Origin of the sequence: Xanthomonas sp. SHU 166, from assembly GCF_000364685.1 — a bacterium.
GTDB lineage: Bacteria > Pseudomonadota > Gammaproteobacteria > Xanthomonadales > Xanthomonadaceae > Xanthomonas_A > Xanthomonas_A sontii.
Genome location: NZ_AQOJ01000721.1, coordinates 1 through 17,273 on the forward strand (window position 1 = coordinate 1; position 17,273 = coordinate 17,273).

The 17,273-nt window shown below is 65.6% G+C and carries 17 protein-coding genes; 8 read left to right on the forward strand and 9 right to left on the reverse strand.

The genetic code is table 11. The features are described from left to right. The 7 genes from D180_RS16735 to D180_RS16755 all read left to right on the forward strand — a co-directional run. The coding region (locus D180_RS16735; RefSeq protein WP_017913701.1) for a DUF5691 domain-containing protein at positions 1-999 on the forward strand (999 nt) is incomplete at its 5' end. A gap of 26 nt (positions 1,000-1,025) precedes the next feature. Next, positions 1,026-2,108, forward strand: coding sequence for an AAA family ATPase (locus D180_RS16740; RefSeq protein WP_017910372.1), 1,083 nt, complete (start codon positions 1,026-1,028; stop codon positions 2,106-2,108). Between the two features lie 14 nt (positions 2,109-2,122). Continuing rightward, positions 2,123-4,438: a DUF5682 family protein gene (locus D180_RS16745; protein ID WP_017913702.1), complete on the forward strand. Its 2,316-nt coding sequence runs from the start codon at positions 2,123-2,125 to the stop codon at positions 4,436-4,438. Next, positions 4,435-5,616 (forward strand): VWA domain-containing protein, encoded by a 1,182-nt coding sequence (locus D180_RS16750; protein WP_017913703.1) that lies wholly within the window; start codon positions 4,435-4,437, stop codon positions 5,614-5,616. Before D180_RS16745 ends, D180_RS16750 begins: the two co-directional genes overlap by 4 nt. Positions 5,617-5,786: 170 nt before the next feature. Next, positions 5,787-6,140, forward strand: coding sequence for a hypothetical protein (locus tag D180_RS23110; protein WP_081616518.1), 354 nt, complete (start codon positions 5,787-5,789; stop codon positions 6,138-6,140). Between the two features lie 949 nt (positions 6,141-7,089). Beyond that, a complete protein-coding gene (locus D180_RS24045; protein WP_157835481.1) occupies positions 7,090-7,470 on the forward strand; it encodes a hypothetical protein in 381 nt (126 codons plus the stop codon). Between the two features lie 72 nt (positions 7,471-7,542). Beyond that, on the forward strand, positions 7,543-8,319 hold the full coding sequence (locus tag D180_RS16755; RefSeq protein ID WP_043091207.1) for a hypothetical protein: 777 nt from the start codon (positions 7,543-7,545) through the stop codon (positions 8,317-8,319). Between the two features lie 655 nt (positions 8,320-8,974). Here D180_RS16755 and D180_RS16760 read toward each other — a convergent pair. From D180_RS16760 to D180_RS16770, 3 genes are all read right to left on the reverse strand, one after another. Beyond that, positions 8,975-9,580, reverse strand: a complete 606-nt coding sequence (locus D180_RS16760; protein WP_017913706.1) for a hypothetical protein — start codon at positions 9,578-9,580, stop codon at positions 8,975-8,977. A 49-nt stretch (positions 9,581-9,629) separates the two neighbouring features. Beyond that, positions 9,630-10,019, reverse strand: coding sequence for a GNAT family N-acetyltransferase (locus tag D180_RS16765; RefSeq protein WP_157835482.1), 390 nt, complete (start codon positions 10,017-10,019; stop codon positions 9,630-9,632). Positions 10,020-10,521: 502 nt separating this feature from the next. Then, a complete protein-coding gene (locus D180_RS16770) occupies positions 10,522-11,739 on the reverse strand; it encodes an FAD-dependent monooxygenase (RefSeq protein WP_017913708.1) in 1,218 nt (405 codons plus the stop codon). Positions 11,740-11,873: 134 nt separating this feature from the next. Here D180_RS16770 and D180_RS16775 point away from each other — a divergent pair, with 134 nt between their 5' ends. Then, positions 11,874-12,794 carry a LysR family transcriptional regulator gene (locus tag D180_RS16775; RefSeq protein ID WP_198526575.1) on the forward strand — a complete coding sequence of 307 codons (921 nt, stop codon included), beginning with the start codon at positions 11,874-11,876 and terminating at the stop codon, positions 12,792-12,794. Between the two features lie 118 nt (positions 12,795-12,912). On the opposite strand, the gene D180_RS16780 is transcribed toward D180_RS16775, so the two are convergent. From D180_RS16780 to D180_RS16805, 6 genes are all read right to left on the reverse strand, one after another. Beyond that, complete coding sequence (locus D180_RS16780; protein WP_232760557.1) at positions 12,913-13,719, reverse strand: hypothetical protein; 807 nt, start codon at positions 13,717-13,719, stop codon at positions 12,913-12,915. A 12-nt stretch (positions 13,720-13,731) separates the two neighbouring features. Next, positions 13,732-14,382, reverse strand: a complete 651-nt coding sequence (locus D180_RS16785; protein ID WP_043091209.1) for a DUF3299 domain-containing protein — start codon at positions 14,380-14,382, stop codon at positions 13,732-13,734. Beyond that, positions 14,369-14,965 (reverse strand): DUF3299 domain-containing protein, encoded by a 597-nt coding sequence (locus tag D180_RS16790; protein ID WP_017913712.1) that lies wholly within the window; start codon positions 14,963-14,965, stop codon positions 14,369-14,371. The genes D180_RS16785 and D180_RS16790 overlap by 14 nt, the downstream gene beginning before the upstream one ends. A 2-nt stretch (positions 14,966-14,967) precedes the next feature. Then, entirely contained in the window at positions 14,968-16,221 is a 1,254-nt protein-coding gene (locus tag D180_RS16795) for an ABC transporter permease (protein WP_198526576.1), read from the reverse strand. A 2-nt stretch (positions 16,222-16,223) separates the two neighbouring features. After that, positions 16,224-16,937: an ATP-binding cassette domain-containing protein gene (locus tag D180_RS16800; protein ID WP_017913714.1), complete on the reverse strand. Its 714-nt coding sequence runs from the start codon at positions 16,935-16,937 to the stop codon at positions 16,224-16,226. Beyond that, on the reverse strand, positions 16,934-17,273 hold a 340-nt coding region (locus tag D180_RS16805; protein ID WP_017913715.1), incomplete at its 5' end, for a DUF2796 domain-containing protein. The genes D180_RS16800 and D180_RS16805, both read right to left, overlap by 4 nt.

The window sequence follows — 17,273 nt, forward strand, 5'->3', positions numbered from 1 at the left end:
TGGGAGGAGGGCACGTTCGATGCGCGCCTGTTGGCCTTGCGGCAGTTGCGCGCGTCCGACCCCGACGGCGCGCGCCAGCGCCTGCAGGACGCGCAGAAGGAACTGTCCGCACGTGAACGCGTCGCCTGCGTCGATGCGTTGCGGCCGCAGTTGTGCGAGGCCGATGCGCCGTTCCTGCAGCAACTGCTGAAGGACCGCAGCCGCGAGGTCCGCCAGTTGGCCGGGCCGATGCTGGCGCGGTTGCCGTCCACCGCGCATGCGCAGTACCTGCAGGCGCAGATGTCGGCGGTATTGCAACAGCAGCGCACCGGCCTGTTGCGCCGGGTGAGCTGGGCCCTGGAGGCGCCGAGGGCGGCCGATGCCGGGTGGGACGAGGCGGCCATCGACAGCAAGCGGCCCGGCAGCGACGCGCTCGGTGAGCGCGCCTGGTGGCTCTATCAACTGGCGCGGCAGTTGCCGCTCGCCTGGTGGTGCCGCACGCTGGAGAAGACCCCGCAAGAGGTGCTGGCCTGGTCCCGCACCACGGAGTGGGACGCCGCCCTGCTGCGTGCCTGGCTGGAGCAGGTGGACGCCAGCGAGCCGGCCTGGGTGGAAGCCCTGCTCGACGTGGAGCAACGGCAGCGCAGCCCGAGCGAGCTGCTGGCCCTGCTGCCGCCGGAGCGGCGCGAACGCTACTGGCCGCCGAGTACCGCGCAACTGCAGCGGCAGGCGCTGCTCGGCGAGGTGCTGGCCGGCACCGCCCACGGCCAGCACTTGAGCGCCGCCTATTCGCAGTCGCTGGCGACAGACCTGGGCTCGCTGTTCGGCACTCCGATGCTGCGCCACGACTATCTGCTGCGCGACACGCTGCTAGAACTGCTCGCCGTCCTGCATCCGTCCGCGTTGCCGCAGGTGCAGGTGGCCGATCCGCCCGCGGACGCCAGCGCCGCCTTGCTCGATTGCGTGCAGCAGGCCCGCCAGCTCCTGGTCCTGCGCCAGAGCCTGCACGCCGCATCCTGATCCTCACGCCTTTCACTGGAGACCTCATGAGCACTGCCGTCCTGCGCCAGCACGCCGAACATCAATACGCCGAGGAACTGGAGGAACTGCGCCGCCAGGACAACCGCCAGCGGCCTGCCAACTGGCAGCTGTCGCCCTGGGCGGTGGTGACCTACCTGCTCGGCGGCACGCTGGAGAACGGCTTCGTGGTCAGCCCCAAGTACATCGGCGACCGCCGCCTGATGGAAGTGGCCGTGGCGACCATCGCCACCGATCGCGCCCTGCTGCTGTTCGGCGTACCGGGCACCGCCAAGTCCTGGGTGTCCGAACACATGACCGCGGCGATCAGCGGCGATTCCACGCTGCTGGTACAGGGCACCGCCGGCACCAGCGAAGAGCAGATCCGCTACGGCTGGAACTATGCGCAGCTGCTGGCCAACGGGCCCAGCGAGAAGGCGCTGGTGCCGAGTCCGCTGATGCAGGCCATGCGGCTGGGCAAGATCGCCCGCATCGAGGAGCTCACCCGCATTCCGGCCGACGTGCAGGACGCGCTGATCACCGTGCTGTCGGAAAAGACCCTGCCGATCCCGGAGCTGGGCAGCGAAGTGCAGGCGGTGCGCGGCTTCAGCGTGATCGCCACCGCCAACAACCGCGACAAGGGCGTCAACGAACTGTCCAGCGCGCTGAAGCGCCGCTTCAACACCGTGATCCTGCCGGTGCCGTCCAGCGAGGAGGACGAAGTGGCGATCGTGCGCAAGCGCGTGGCCGAAATGGGCGCGGCGCTGGACCTGCCGGCCGAGCCGCCGGCGCTGCAGGAAGTGGCGCGGGTGGTGCGCATCTTCCGCGAGTTGCGCAATGGCGTCACCGAAGACGGCAAGGCCAAGCTGAAGAGCCCGACCGCCACGCTCTCCACCGCCGAGGCCATTTCCGTGATCAACAACGGCATGGCCCTGGCCGGCCATTTCGGCGACGGCGTGCTGCGTCCGGGCGACATGGCCGCCGGCATGATCGGCGCCATCGTCAAGGATCCGGTGCAGGACGCGCTGGTGTGGAAGGAATACCTGGAAACCGTGGTGAAGGAGCGCGAGGACTGGAAGGACCTGTACCGCGCGTTCCGCGAGCAGGCCTGAGCGAGCCGGCCTCGATGAGCGAAGCCATCTCCCTGTTCGGCATTCGCCACCACGGCCCCGGCTGCGCGCGCAGCCTGGTGGCCGCGTTGACTGCCCTGCAGCCGGACTGTGTGCTGATCGAAGGACCGGCAGGTACCGAAGCATTGCTGCCGCACGTGCTGGAGGAGGGCATGCAGCCGCCGGTGGCCCTGCTGTCCTATTGCGTCGACGACCCGCAGTTGGCCGTGTTCCATCCGTATGCCGCGTACTCCCCGGAATGGCAGGCCATGCACTGGGCGCTGCGCAACGGCGTGGCGGTACGCTTCATGGACGTGCCGCCGGCCTTGACCCTGGAATGGCAGGCGCAAGCGCGTGCCAAGCGCGTGGCTGCGCATGCAGACCAAATGCCGGAGCCGGCGGACACGCCGCCACCGGCGCAGGACGACGCCGACGCACCCGAGGACGAGCGCGCCGAGGTGCGCCCGTCCGATCCGCTGGATTGGCTGGCGCGCGCCGCCGGCCATGCCGACGGCGAGGCCTGGTGGAACCACATGGTGGAAGAGCGGGGCGACGGGCAGGGGCTGTTCGATGCCATCGCCGAGGCCATGGCCGCCGTGCGCGAACACACGCCGGAGCCTCCCGGCCTGCGCGGCGAACACGAGGCCGTGCGCGAAGCCCACATGCGCAGCGCGCTGCGCAGCGCCAGCAAGGCGTTCGCGCGTGTCGCGGTGGTTTGTGGCGCCTGGCATGTGCCTGCGTTACAGCCGGCGGCGTTGCGCGCCAACAGCGCCACCGCGGACAGCCGCCTGCTCAAGGCCATGCCCAAGCGCAAGACGCAGAGCACCTGGGTGCCATGGACCTATCGCCACCTGAGCATGGACAGCGGCTACGGCGCCGGCGTGGAAGCGCCGGGCTGGTACGACCACCTGTGGCGCAGCAGTGGCGTCCACGACCAACGCGCCGTCGGCTGGTATGCGCGGGTGGGGCGCCTGTTGCGCGACCACGGACTCGACTGCTCGTCGGCGCACCTGATCGAGGCGACCCGCCTGGCCGACACCCTGGCTGCCTTGCGTGGTCATCCGGCCCCGGGCCTGGACGACATCGCCGAGGCCAGCCGCGCGGTCATCTGCAACGGCGACGATGCGCCCATGCGGCTCATCCGCGAGCGCCTGATGGTCGGCGACGCCCTGGGTCAGGTACCCGACAGCGTGCCGGCGGTGCCGCTGCAGCGCGACCTGGAGGCGCAGCAGAAGCGCCTGCGCCTGAAACCCGAAGCGCTGGAAAAGACCCTGGATCTGGACCTGCGCAAGGACACCGATCTGGCGCGCAGCCATCTGCTGCATCGGCTGCGCCTGATCGGCATCGAATGGGGCCGGCTGGCGCGCACCGGGCAGTCCGCACGCGGCACCTTCCACGAAATCTGGCAACTGGCCTGGCAGCCGCAGTTCCTGGTGGACCTGGTGCAAGCCAGCCGCCACGGGCAGACCCTGGCCGATGCCGCGTCCAGCATGGCCATCGCGCAGGCGCGCAAGGCCGAGGCGCTGCCAGCGTTGTCCGCGTTGGTGGACCAGGTGCTGCTGGCCGACCTGCCGCAGGCGGTCAGCGCGATCGCCGCCGAACTCGAGGCCCGCGCTGCCACCGATGCCGAGCCGCTGGCGCTGCTCGGTGCGCTGCCGCCCCTGGCCAACGTGTACCGCTACGGCAATGTCCGCCAGACCGAGGGCCGCCAGGTCGCGCACCTGTTCGACAGCATGCTGGCGCGCGCGGTCATCGGCCTGACCCTGGCGCTGTCCAGTCTCGATGAGGCCCGCGCCGAGCAGGCGCGCAGCATCGTCCTGGACGCCGATCGCGCCATCGGCCTGCGCGGCGATGCGGACGGCAGCGCCAACTGGCAACAGGCGTTGCAACGCGTGGCGCTGTCGCCGGCGTGCAACGCGTTGCTGCAGGGCGTCGCCCTGCGGCTGCTGTTCGACACCCAGGCGGTGCAGAGCACCATCGTGCACCTGCAACTGCAGCAGCACCTGTCGCCGGGCGCCGAATCACTGCAGGCCGCGCAATGGCTGGACGGCTTCCTCAACCGCAACGCCACCGTGCTGCTGCACGACGACGCCGTGTGGCAGATGATCGACGCCTGGGTCGTGGCGCTGGACGAGGCGCAACTGGTGCGCGTGCTGCCGCTGGTGCGGCGCACCTTCGCCGCCTTCCAGCCCGCCGACCGCCGCGACCTGGGAACGCGCGTGCGCCAGGCGCCGGTGGAGAAAACCGAGGCCACTGTCGTCCCCGATTGGAACCTGGCCCGCGCCGAGCGCGCGGTGCCGATGCTGCGCGAACTGCTGGGATTGCCCGCATGACCGACACGCCATCCACACCCGACACGCCCACCTCGCGCGCGCAGCGCTGGCGCCTGATCCTGGGGCAGGAGGCCGAATCCAGTTGCGGCGCCTTGCCCAAGCCGCTGCAGGGCATCGACCAGGCGCTGGCCGCGCTGTACGAGCCCGACGGCCCAGGCGGCCTGGGGCGCCGTGGCGGGCGAGGGGCCTCCTCGCCCAATGTGGCCCGCTGGCTGGGCGACATCCGCCGCTACTTCCCCTCGTCGGTGGTGCAGGTGATGCAGCGCGACGCCCTGCAGCGCCTGGATCTGACCCAGATGCTGCTGGAAAAGGAAATGCTCGAGCAGGTGCAGCCCGACGTGCACCTGGTCGCCAACCTGATCGGCCTGAGCCAGGTGATTCCGGCGCAGACCAAGGACACCGCGCGCATGGTCGTGCGCCAGGTGGTGGAGAGCCTGCTGCGCCAGCTCGAGGAACCGATGCGCTCGGCGGTGACCGGCGCTCTGGACCGCGCGCGCCGCAACCGCCGCCCGCGGCTGGCCGAGATCGACTGGCACCGCACCATCCGCAGCAACCTGCGGCACTGGCAACCCGACCTGCGCACCGTGGTGCCGCAGGACCTGGTCGGGTACGGCCGCAAGGCCAGGAAGCCGCAACGCGAAGTGTTGCTGTGCATCGACCAGAGCGGCTCCATGGCCGCTTCGGTGGTGTATTCCAGCATCTTCGGCGCGGTGATGGCCTCGCTGCCGGCGGTGTCCACGCGCCTGGTGGTGTTCGACACCGAAGTGGTCGACATGAGCGAGCAACTGGACGACCCGGTGGACCTGCTGTTCGGCGTGCAACTGGGCGGCGGCACCGACATCCACCGCGCGGTGAGCTATTGCCAGAGCATCATCCGCGAACCGCACAACGCCATCCTGGTGCTGATCTCCGACCTGTACGAAGGCGGCGTCGAGGAGCGGCTGCTGGCGCGCGCCCGCGAACTGGTCGAATCCGGCGTGCAGTTCATCGTGCTGCTGGCCCTCAGCGACGAAGGCACACCGTCCTACGACCGCGCCCTGGCCGCCAAGCTGGCGGCGCTGGGCATGCCGTCGTTCGCCTGCACCCCGGACGCATTCCCCGGCCTGATGGCCGCGGCGATCCGCCGTGACGACATCCAGCAGTGGGCGGGGGCGCAGGGGTTGGTGACGGTGCGGTGAGGTCGGTGGGTGTGATGGTGTCTGGGGGCTGCTTCTACTGCAGGAATTTTACATAAGATACATTATGCGAAATTGCGTATGCGCCTGATGCTGGCGCGGCTGCGATGGATCTGGCTATGGCTTACCTCTTGCTTGCCGCCTCGATCCCCTAGCGACAAGGAAATCGCAGCGTGAACGACACCTACGACATCGATCGCCGGCCGCCGTGCTGGCAGCCTGGCCAACCCTGCCCGAACCATTGCGCGCAGGCACACGCACGGCACGTCATCGACAACCACGTCGACCTGCACGGACCATGGGCGGGATGGCGACTTGCTGGCCGGGACCTGGTAGCGCCAACCGGCGAACGGATACCCGAACGCAGGCTGCGCGGCCTGCTTTGGCGCGCAGACGCCACTGACTTACGCGACGCAGCACGCAATCGGAACCAGGCCAGGAAAGCGCGTCAGCAGTCAATGGTGAAGGTCGTTGTGGTGGACCTTGCGACCTGGCGAGAACGCCACTTCGGACAGATGGCAGGATAAGGCGTCTACGCAGGGGCAAGCCCCTGCACCCAAAATGCCGGCAACAACAGTGCGGAGAGACCATGGGCAAGACAGGGTGGCAAGTAACAGCGTTTGCACTGGGCCTAGCATTCATTGGCGCAGGCTTTGGAGCGTTGGCGAACCGAAGCGCACTGCAGCAAGAAAGAAACGACGCGCAACCCTGCCCGACGATCACGCACAACGCGGCTGACGCAATGATTGAGCAGAGGCCACAGGAAGCCCCTAAGGAAGCTCTGAACAAGCCGCCGACCCAATCGGCGTGATCGGGTGCGGCTGATTGACTGGCAAATGCATGCACATAGTTGCCCTCATCCAGGCCATTTCAGGCCGCAATCTGCGGAAACATCCCACCCTTCCCAGTTCGCGGGCGCACCTTCCCCATCATCGCCAACAACGGCCTTCGCGCCATCCATCGGAAAGGATCACATGACCTATTGGGAGAGTGATGGTCCGGTCAGGGCGGTTGTGTCAGAGGGGCGTTACGAGATAGCCCTGATTCTTCATCTCTCCGGAGAGGGCGAGACGGGGATAGCCACGGAACGCTTCAAGCTCTCCTAAGACGGCGAGGAGCTGACCTCAGTCAACCTTCCCGGAGATGGGTTCGTTCGTCACAGATGCCCAAAAGGCTAGGCATCAACCGATGACCGCTTCTGGCCGAAAACAGACATGCCAGCGCCAGACAACGCGACCAAGAATGCTAGAGTCCGCTATCGACCAAAACGCACATCTGCAGTTCTACCAGAACCGCCTTGCGGTGGTGACTGAGCCCTCTGCTCGGTCCGGCTATACGCTGGCTTCTTAGCCGGATCCCGCCACCCTAAGATCGAGCTGGAAAAATGGGAAGACCCGCCATACGGTGCATTGTGGGTAAGTTGCATAACCGGACCCACAGGTCCGTCTATTAGGTAGTCAGACGACAGGAGTTTCCATGCCAAAGACCAAAAATAACCTGGATGCACTTATCATCGCGAACTGGGGACTCTCAGGATCGGCAACAGCCGGTCAATCCGGTTACCGCTCGCAAAACCCTTGGCAAGCGCTAGAGCGCTACATGGAGGGATTGAGGGGGGATGGCGCGCTTTTTCTCGCTAGCCATGGCGCAACAGCAACAAGAATTGACTCGGGTGGCTCCGTCTGGAAGATTAAGCTTGTAAATTCACCTACACCCCAAGGGGCTGATGCCAGTCAGTTCTCCGAACAGCTTTTGGATAACCTGGTTTCCCAAAATACAAAGCCTAACCCAGACGATTATATTTGCATCACATACTTTGACGGAGCCGGTAGCGGCACATGGGAGTGGACTCCGTAATGGCTTCTAACAATTCATTCAAGCCGACGCCGCTTTGCGGCGCGGCTTAATTCAAGGTGTTAGGGCATACAAATGACTTCTCACCATCCCGACACGTGTGCCGTTATATTCGATCCGGTGAATAGCCGGCTTCTGGAAATTCGAAATACCGTGCTAATCAATCAAATTACTCGGGATGCCGAGATGATCGCCGCGTCGTTTGATGCCCTGCATCACGACAACATGCGAGCAATTAGCAAGCAGTTTGCCCACTGCTTCGGACTGCTCACCTCGGGGATGATCAAAGCTTCGCAAGAGGAGGATGATCTGAGAGTTGCGTGTGCCGAGCTTCTATCGAACGCTCTGAACTCCATCGCCGCTGCGGCGTACCTCCTGCGGGGCGGCTTCGTCCTACAACCGGGCCCGGTCATCCGCTCATCTATAGAGTCTTTGGCGGTTGTGCTTCATCTGATCCAGTTCCAAGACGACTTAAAGGCGCATAGAGAGCATGCGTTCGAGTCCACACGAGCGATTGCCAGTGCCAAGAAGGTGTTTCCGCCATTCGGCAGAATGTACGGTCTACTAAGCAAAGAGTTCACTCACATTGGAACTTTGCACAAACAATTCACTCCGATACGTGCGTACGAAAAAGGCTGTGAGCCTTTGGATCTAAGCATGCAGTTCATAACTAGCGCAGTGTGGATGTGCTACGTGACATGTGAGCTGGCGTTCTTGAATACGGTTGCAACACCACGGTATTGGGAAGAAGTTTCGGCGCCCTCTGCCGAGCAAGTCGCTTATGCGTACAACCCGAGCGCCGCCGAGAAAACGTGGATGGAGACGTTTCTGGGGCTGGCGGGTGCGCCCTAGCAATGCGTTCAAGCCGACGCCGCTTCGAGGCGCGGCTTAATTCTGGCGTTGAACGTCCGCTCCTGGCGAGAAGCGGACATCAGCGCTACCTGCGTTAAACATCCCTGATCACAGAGATCGGATAGCGCCTCCCTGCCCCAGCCTGTGTGCCAAAGTCCGCTTTCGTACGAAGCGGACGTTAGTCGATCGTCGCCAGCGTTTCCGCTGGCGACACCATTAACGCGTTCAAGCCTATCTATCAGGCAGGCGCATACTTAGGATGGTCGATGTCCCCTTGGCACCGCCGCCCTAGACCGCACCGCGTTCTGTAGGCGCCAGCGGCCAGTTGTGTTGCATGCGTGCGACCAGATCCGGATGCTGATGAAGGTAGTGCCAAGCGCAGCCAGGTCGACGATGCTGGCACCGATCGCTGCTCGGCACGCTCGCGGGTCATGCCGCCAGCCAAGATGAGCGCGGTTGCTGACAGGGATGGCTTGAGGCCGCTCAGCATCGCCACCGAACCCCGAATCATCGGCGCCATCCGCCGACCTCTGCCCGACCTTGAAAACGGACTAATCCATCAAATGCACGTAGGCACGCAGAAGCTAATCGGCGCCGACTTCGGCCACCATCACGCCGGCCGCATCCCGCTGCTAAAGCCCAAGCGATCCTGCATCTATCGATACGCCGCATCTACCGACTCAAAGCGAACGGTCGCGCACCCCACTGGCGCCCGGGCCATAAGTTGCACGGTCTCGTTCTCAGAGCCGCTCGCATCCTTCATGAGCCACCGCAAATACCGCTCGAACTCCTTTTTGGTCGCGTAACGATGCGGCGGAGGGAACAAAAACTCGTTGCAGTACTGCGTGGCGTCGAGCTGCTTGTGCTTGAGCGGTCGCTTCCACCGGAGCCCTGCGCACTCTGCGAACACATGCTGATTGCACACCTGGGTCCGGTATGGAGCACAGCGAATATCACCTGTCCCCCTGTCTTCCCAGGCGATGACGTGGCATGGGTCATGGAGCGTCCGCATCGAATCATCTTGCTGCAGCAAAAGGCAAAGGTTCTTGCGGCGCGGCTTCTTGCCTTCGCTCGTGATCGCTGACTCCGAATGCTTGAATTCGATAAGGGCGAAACCGTGCGCACCAGCGATCAGGTAGTCGGCAGCGTCCCGGTCCTGTCCGCCCAAACCAAACGCCTGAAAGGATTGACCTTGTGCCTGACAGCGCTCGCGCATGTAGTCATTGAAGATGTCGGCAACGGCTTGCTCATTATCGGCCATGGGGATCGGCACTCGTCGAGGATGACGGCACCAGATTTTGGCTTCCTTCTTACAGGGTAATAAAAAACTTTTCTTGGCCGAGCGGTGTGACCTGCAGGCCTTGGGTCACCGTCTTCCAGAAGCGATAGCTTTCACCAATCATTTCGATGTTTAGCACCAACAGGCCATGTTGTTGCATCCAATGCAAAGTTCCCTGGAACAGGGCTTCGCCGACGCGGCGGCGTCGGTACTCCGGCACGACGTACAGCTTGTACAGCTCAGCCTCTGTGCCGTACTGTCTGATCGAAGCGATTCCGACGGGCACGCCAGCCTCGACGGCCATCAGTTGCACTTCGACCAGATCATCATATACGTCCGCGATGGGCGCTCCGCGGTCGCGGCTTAGCCTGCCTTGAAGGACCTGGATTTGCTCAGGCGTGGGCGTCTCTGTGATTTCCATGTAGCGTCTGTACTCCGTCAAGCCGTTGAGTGTGCCTGCCGCCTGATGCCGCGGCCAGCTGCTGCCCTACCCCCGATAACGCCCTCTAATCGCTTCCCGGCCGCTCAGCATGTCGGCATAAGCCGAACCTAGAAGGCGGGTTTGCTAGCCCCACTTTACATCTCTCCATCTAAGGGCGGACGTACATATGCGACATCTTGTCTACGGGGAGCGCCAACTTGCTGATGGTTGGCTCGGGCTTGTGTGAGGCTGAGGTTGCCATTCGGTTCACCTAGTACCTCATCAGCATCATCGTCATCTTGGCCATCATCCTCCCAGAAACAAACGGCGCAAATCTCAAATGCTGCTCGCTCGGAAAGCGTCTTGTAGCCACAGCATGGGGAGCGCAGTGGAAGGTCTTTGATCAGCATGACGTGGCTACCCAGTGAAATGGATCCCCAGATCCAGTGGAGATGCATCCTGCAGCGGAGATGCCACGCGACGCTTGGATCAGGAGTACCTTTTATAGGCGACACAGACTGCCAACACCGCTAGCCGGCGCCATGTCTATGCAGTCCGCCATCGGCAACCCCTGCGACCATCCAGCCGCCATGGCCTGGGCATCACGCACTGGATCGGACGCCCTGGCGCGCGCATTGCGAAGACGGCAGGTGTCGGGGTCTTGGGCGAACAGGCCGCGCGCGAACATCCTGCCCTGCTCTGCCAGCTTGGTGGTCTTTGGTCCGCGGACCGCGGCAAAACGCGCTAATGCTCGATCCAGCGCACCGTCGGCCGCTTCGAGGCACCGCGCCAGATGCCAGGCGTCTTCCAGGGCCTGACAGGCGCCCTGGCCCGAGGTCGGCAGTGGCGCGTGCGCCGCATCGCCGACGAGCAGCACATTTGCTCGGCTCCAAGTGTGCAGCGGCTCGACGTCATGCACGGCGATCAGTTGGATGGATTGCGCCGGCGTGGCTTCGATGAGGCGGGCGACCGGCTCCGGCCATCCTGCAAAAAGATCCATCACTTCCTTGCGCATCTCCGCTGCTGGCGTCGCCTCGGGCAATGGCCGCGCCTGCGCGGCGGCCCAGTACACCAGATCCGTCCGAATCGGTACGCAACCGAAACGGTCGCCAGACCCCCAGTAATCGTGAATCGCCATGTCGCTCAGCAACGGGCCATTGCCCTGTGCAACGCCGATCCAGTTCACGAACCCCTGGTAGATGGGCGTGTTGTCCCCGGCGACGAACTTGCGCGCCACCGAGCCCATGCGGCCATCCGCCCCAATGAGCAGATCCGGATGGATGCTCTTCCCGTTCTCGAACCGTGCCACGGCCTTGCCGCCGGCATCCAGATCAATCGCTATCGCCCGATGCCCGAACTCCACCTGGATACCAGCGCGTGCCACGTGGTCCAGCAGTACCGCCTGCAAGTCGCGGCGCAGGATCGTATGGGTCGGGTAGCCCATGAGTTGGTCCAGCAGTGTGATGTCCAGGCCTCCCAGCGCGTTACCCGCTGCGTCTTTGCGGTGTACCGACACTGGCCGACCGCCCACTGCCCCGACATCCTCCAACAACCCGAGCTCTTGAAGCACAAAGCCCGCGTTCGGCCAAAGCGTCACGCCAGCGCCCATGGTGGCCGGCCCGCTCCGACGTTCATAGACGCGGAGGGTGTGCCCCTGCTTGTGCAACGCGAGGGCCACGCTCAAGCCTGCAATGCCGCCACCCAGTATTCCGATCTCCATGCCGATGCATCCCGATTCAATTGGTCCAGGCGTGCCGTTGAAGGGCCGCCGTTGGACGGGAGTGCATCTTGGACCTCACCAATTCCGCTAACTAGCATGCGAAAATGGCGGGGTTTCATATCCTATTTGGGATAATGGTGCGCACCAACCTCGATCTGAATGCAGTCCGCGTCTATGTGGCCGTCGTCGACGCGCAGAGCTTTTCCGGGGCTGGGCGCGTGCTGGCCTTGCCGTCGTCCAACGTCAGCCGTCATGTCGCGGCACTGGAGCGCAGGCTGGGCGTGCGCTTGCTGGAACGCAGCACGCGCCATCTGCGCATGACGGAAGCCGGGAGGCTGGTTTATGCGCGCGCCAAGCCGCTCCTCGACGCTTTGCTCTCCACGGAGGAGGAGCTCGGCGCAGTACAAGGCGAATTAAAGGGGCCTCTCAGGATGTGCATGCCCAATGAAGCGCCCAGGTTGCTCGCGCCTATCCTCGCCGAATTCTGCAGCCTCCATCCGGGCATCGAGCTGGAATGCGACACACGCCTTACCGGCCTGGAAGTGCTGCGGGAAGACATGGACCTCTCCATTGTCTTCCACCGCGGGCGTCAGGATGACAGTGCGTTCATCACCCGCGAACTGGCGACCTTGCCCAGCATCGTGGTCGCGTCCCCCACGCTACTGGCCCAGACCGGAATGCCACGCCATGTGCGCGAACTCAAGTCCCTGCCGTGCATCACCACCGTGAGCGCACTGAAGGGTCAGCCCTGGCAGTTTCTCGATCCTGCGGGTGAGATCGTGAAGGTGCCCGTGCGTAGCCGCTATCGCGTCAACAGCGGGGAACTTGCGGTGGCGGGCGCACGTCAGGGCCTTGGCTTCGCAATCGTTGCTGCTTACCCATGCCAGGACGATCTTGCCGCGGGCCGGTTGCAGGAAGTTCAACTGGATCTAAGCCCTGCCCCGCTGCAATTGCTTGGCGCCTACAGTCACCGTCATTCGGTCACTGCGCGGGTTCGAGCATTGCTGGAGTTCATCCAAGTGCGATTGCAGGTGTTCGGGGGCACGTCAACGTAAGGCACAACGCAACAACGTGGCCTGGAAACCGCCCTAATCAGCTACTCCGCGAACCTCTGTCTTGGCCAACTCCTGCCGTTCGCACTTGTTAGCTTCTCAAGTGCAAGGGCACACGCACTCAGCGACAGGACTCCGGCAACTTCTCCAGCAAGCCAGCCACCACCGGCGTCAGCCGTTTCGCGACCTCCGGCGGAATCGCCTCACCTGCCCCCTGCCCGCCTTCGCTACGGGCTTGTTCGCAGGCTTTGACGATCCGCGGGCGCATGCCGGACCACAGCGCTCTGCACTGCCAGCCATCCCGGCCCAGCGGCAGCACCGCGTAGGCGATCGACTGGCATTCCTGCGCCGCGCGGGCGCCCAGCGGTTGGCCGGCATACTCGTGCGGCACGGTGTCCAGCGTGGGTTGGTAGTAGCTGTCGGGGAACGCCGCCGCGTAGCGTTCCGGGTCCAGTTGCAGCGGCAGGCCGTTCGCCGTCAGGTCGAGCGCGCGGCCGCAGGGCGCAGCGGCGGCGGTGCGCTGGATCGCCTGGTAGATCGGATGGTCCAGGTCGGGTTCGCGCGTCGTCACCTCGGATGTTGCGACCAGTATCGGCAGGCGGGCGCGGTTGGCCATCTTGGCCAGTTCGCCAGAATGGGCCGGTGCGCAGCGTTCGCGGACGCTGGCCACGATCAGGAATGTGGCGTCGCGCGCGAATGCGGGATCGCTGTGCAGCAGTGTGGTGATGCGCTTGTCGGCTGCATCTTCGGACAATGGCGCGACATGAAATGCGGGCACAGTTGGCGGGTGGATCGCGGTGGTCGCAGCAGCACGCGGTGTCGGTGCCACATCCCCGTGCGTGCGCAATGCCAACAGCACGCCGCCGGCAACGACGACCCCACAGGCGGCGATCGCGATCGCCAAACGCATCGGCGACTTCAGGCGCATCGGACCGCGCCCTCAGCCCTGCACCGGGGTGAGCGTGGCGTCTTCCGCCTCGTAGGTGGCATTGGCGATATCCGCCTTGAAGTCGGCCAGATGCAGCCGCCCCTGCAGGTGGAACGGGTCCCACAACTCCGGCACGTCGATCGGGGTGCGCAGCACCACGTGCAGGATCTGGTTCGGTGGCGGCGGTGGTACGTGGATGCAGGCGCCATAGAACGGCACGAACAGCAGTTCGCTGACCTTGCCCTGGTCGTCGCTTTCCAGCGGAACCACGTAGCCGTCCAGCGCGAAGCGTTTGCCTTCCAGGCCCTTCACCACTTGCGATGAACCGAACTGCGCGGCGCGCTGGGTGCCGGAATGGTCGATCGGCATGCCGTTGACCACCGAGGGGCCATCGTCGACCGGCGCCGGCTGATCCAGCACCGCGGCGTCGCCCCGCCACGCGGTGGCGATCCGCGGCGGCGGGCGCTGGTAGATGTCGTTGGCCGGCGCCAGTTGTTCCCAGCTTTCGACGGTGTCCGGGACAGCGTCGGCTGCTGCGGTTGTGTGCTTTGCTGCCGGTGATGGTGTCGGCGTGGCGTCCGGCGGCTTCCCGCCATCACCGTGGCAGCCCGCCAGCAGGCACAGCACTCCAGTCAGCAGGAAATGGCGATCAGCCTTTTTCATAGGGATGCAGGTGCGCCTGCTCCATCGTGTAGGCGGTGCCGGCGAGTTCGCCGTGGAGGGTTTCCGCGCGCAATTGACCGGTCAGGTAGAACGGGCTGTACATGTCGGGCGGGTCGATCGGGCTGTCCAGGCGTACATGCACGATCTGGTTCGGTGGCGGGGGCGGCACGTGGATGCAGGCGCCGTAGTACGGCACGAACAGGAACTCGCGCACGCGGCCGGCGTCGTCGCTGTCCAGCGGCACCACGTAGCCCGGCAGGCGCACCTTGCGCGCCAGCACGGCGGCCACGGTGTTGTAGGTGCCGGTCTGCGGCATCGCACGCTTGCCGGTGTGGTTGACCGGTGCTTCGTCGCTGTTTTCCAGCGCCTTCAGCTCGGCCGGCGGCAGCATCGCGCTCCAGTCCAGCTCGCGATAGCCGTCGGCATCGGGCTCGCCCAGTGGCGGGTTGATCGCCGCTTCCTTGGTCGGTGCTGGCTGCGCCGCCGCTGTCGCCTGCGCTTTTTCCGGGATTGGGGCTTGTTGCTGGCGGCCGCAGCCGCACAGCAGTGCGAGCGCCAGCAAGGGAAGGATCCAGCGGGTCATGCTCACAGCTCCGGCGACAGGCCATCGGCCAGGGTGCGGCGATAGGCGAGCAGGGCCGGCACGATGCCGGCGAGCACGCCGGCCAGCAGCACGCAGCCGAGCCAACCCCACTCCGCCGCACTGGGCGCGACACGGTTGATCGCCAGGCCGAAATGATCGAGCACCCAGCCGCGCGCCAGCCAGCTGGCCGCGGTCACCGCCAGCAGCGCCAGTGTGCACGACACCACGGTGACCAGGCCGGCCTCGAACAGCAGCAGCCAGGCGATGTCGCGCGGCCGTGCGCCGACCGCGCGCAGGATCGCCATCTCGCGCCGGCGCTCCTGCAGCGTGGCCACCAGCAGCGCGACCATCGACACCAGGCCGAGCAGCACCACCAGCGAGGCGATCATGCGCAAGGCGCCTTCGGCCGTGCCCAGCGTGCCCCACAACTGTTGCAGGGTGACGCCGGGCATGATCGCCAGCATCGCTTCCTCCGGGTACTCGTTGATCCGCCGCTGGACCGAGAAGGTGGCGATGCGGGTCTTCAGGCCGAGCATGAAGGCGGTGATGGTGTCCGGAGTCAGGTCCATCGCCCGCGCCTGCGCGGCGCTGACGTGGTGGCCCGGAAGCCGCACGCCGGAATGCCAGTCGATATGGATCGCCTCGATCGCCTGCAGCGACACAAGCACGCTGGAATCCACCGGCGTGCCGGTGCGGCGCAGGATGCCGACGATCCGGAACGGCTTGTCGGCATGGGTGGCCAGACTGATCCGGCCGGTGCCATGGGTCAGCACGATCTCGTCGCCGAGGTGGCGGCCGAGCGCGGCGGCGACATCGGCACCGATCACCGCATCGTAGAGATCGTCGAACGCCCTGCCCTGCGCGAACGCCAGGGGATGCTTGGCGCCGTAGTGGTAGTGCTCGAAGAAGCCGGTGCTGGTGCCGACGACCCGGTAGCCGCGGTAGGAATCGCCCAGCGACAGCGGCACCGCCCACTTCACTTCGGGCATCGCGGTCAGGTCCTGGTAGCTCTTCCACGAGACGTTGTTGGTGGCGTCGCCGATGTGGAACACCGAGTACAGCAACAGGTTCACCGGGCCCGAGCGCGCGCCGACGATCAGGTCGGTGCCGGACACGGTGCTGGCAAAACCTTCGTGCGCCTGCGTGCGGATCCGCTCCACGCCCAGCAGCAGGGTCACGCTCAGGGTGATCACCAGTACGGTCAAGGCCACGCCCAGGCGCCGGCTGCGCAGGCTGGCCAGGGCCAGCTTCAACAGGCTCATCGTGCACCTCCGGCGCCGGCGCGGTTGAGCGTGGCCAGGTCGGCCTGGGCGTCGAACAGCGGCGCGATCGACGGATCGTGGCTGACCACGATCGAACTGGTGCCGCCCTGCCGACACTCGGCGAACAGCAACTGCAGGAAGGCCTGCGCCGCGACCGGGTCGAGCGCGGAGGTGGGTTCGTCGGCAAGCAGCAGCGGCGGCCGCGCGATCAATGCGCGCGCGGCGGCCACGCGTTGCTGCTGGCCGACGCTGAGGCGCGCGGCCGGTCGCGACCACAGTGCCGCCACGTCCAGGCCCAGCGCGGCCATCAGCCGCTCGATCTCGGTGTCCAGCGCCTGCGTGCCCGCCGCCAATCGACCGCGGCGCGCCGAGAACTGCAGGCCCAGCGCGATATTGTCGCGGGTGCTCAGGAACGGCAGCAGGTTGAACTGCTGAAACACCACGCCGCAGTGGTCGGCGCGGAAGCGGTCGCGTGCGGCCTTGCGCAAGGCCGCCAGGTCCTGCCCGGCCACGCGCACGCAGCCGGCCGTGGGCTGCAGCACGCCGGCGATCAACGCCAGCAAGGTGCTCTTGCCTGATCCGCTGGCGCCACGCAGCAACAGTTGCTGCCCACGCGGCAGCGCAAACGATGCGATGTCCAGCACCGGTGCGGCGGCGCCGGGATAGCCGAAGCGCACCTCGGTCAGTTCGACGACGTGGTGCTGGCTCATTCCGGCAGCTTCACCCGGGTCTGCCCGGGCACCACCTCGGTGCGGCCCTGGCCCGCAGCAGTGGCGACATCGACCAGCACCGTGTGCAGCCCGGGGAAACGTTGCGGCAACAGCACCTGCAGGTGATCCAGGCGCGCCGGCTGCGTGCAGTCGAACGCGTACCGGGCGTGGAACTCGGCATGGCTGTGGCCGGGCTCGTCCGGATCGGCCATCGCCACGTCGTAGCCCTCGGTGGTGACCTGCGCGCTGCGCAGCGAACAGGCCGCCGCGACCGGGAACTGCAACCAGCCCGCACCGCGCAGGGTGGCGACCGCGGCCTCCAGCCGCTGGCGCTCC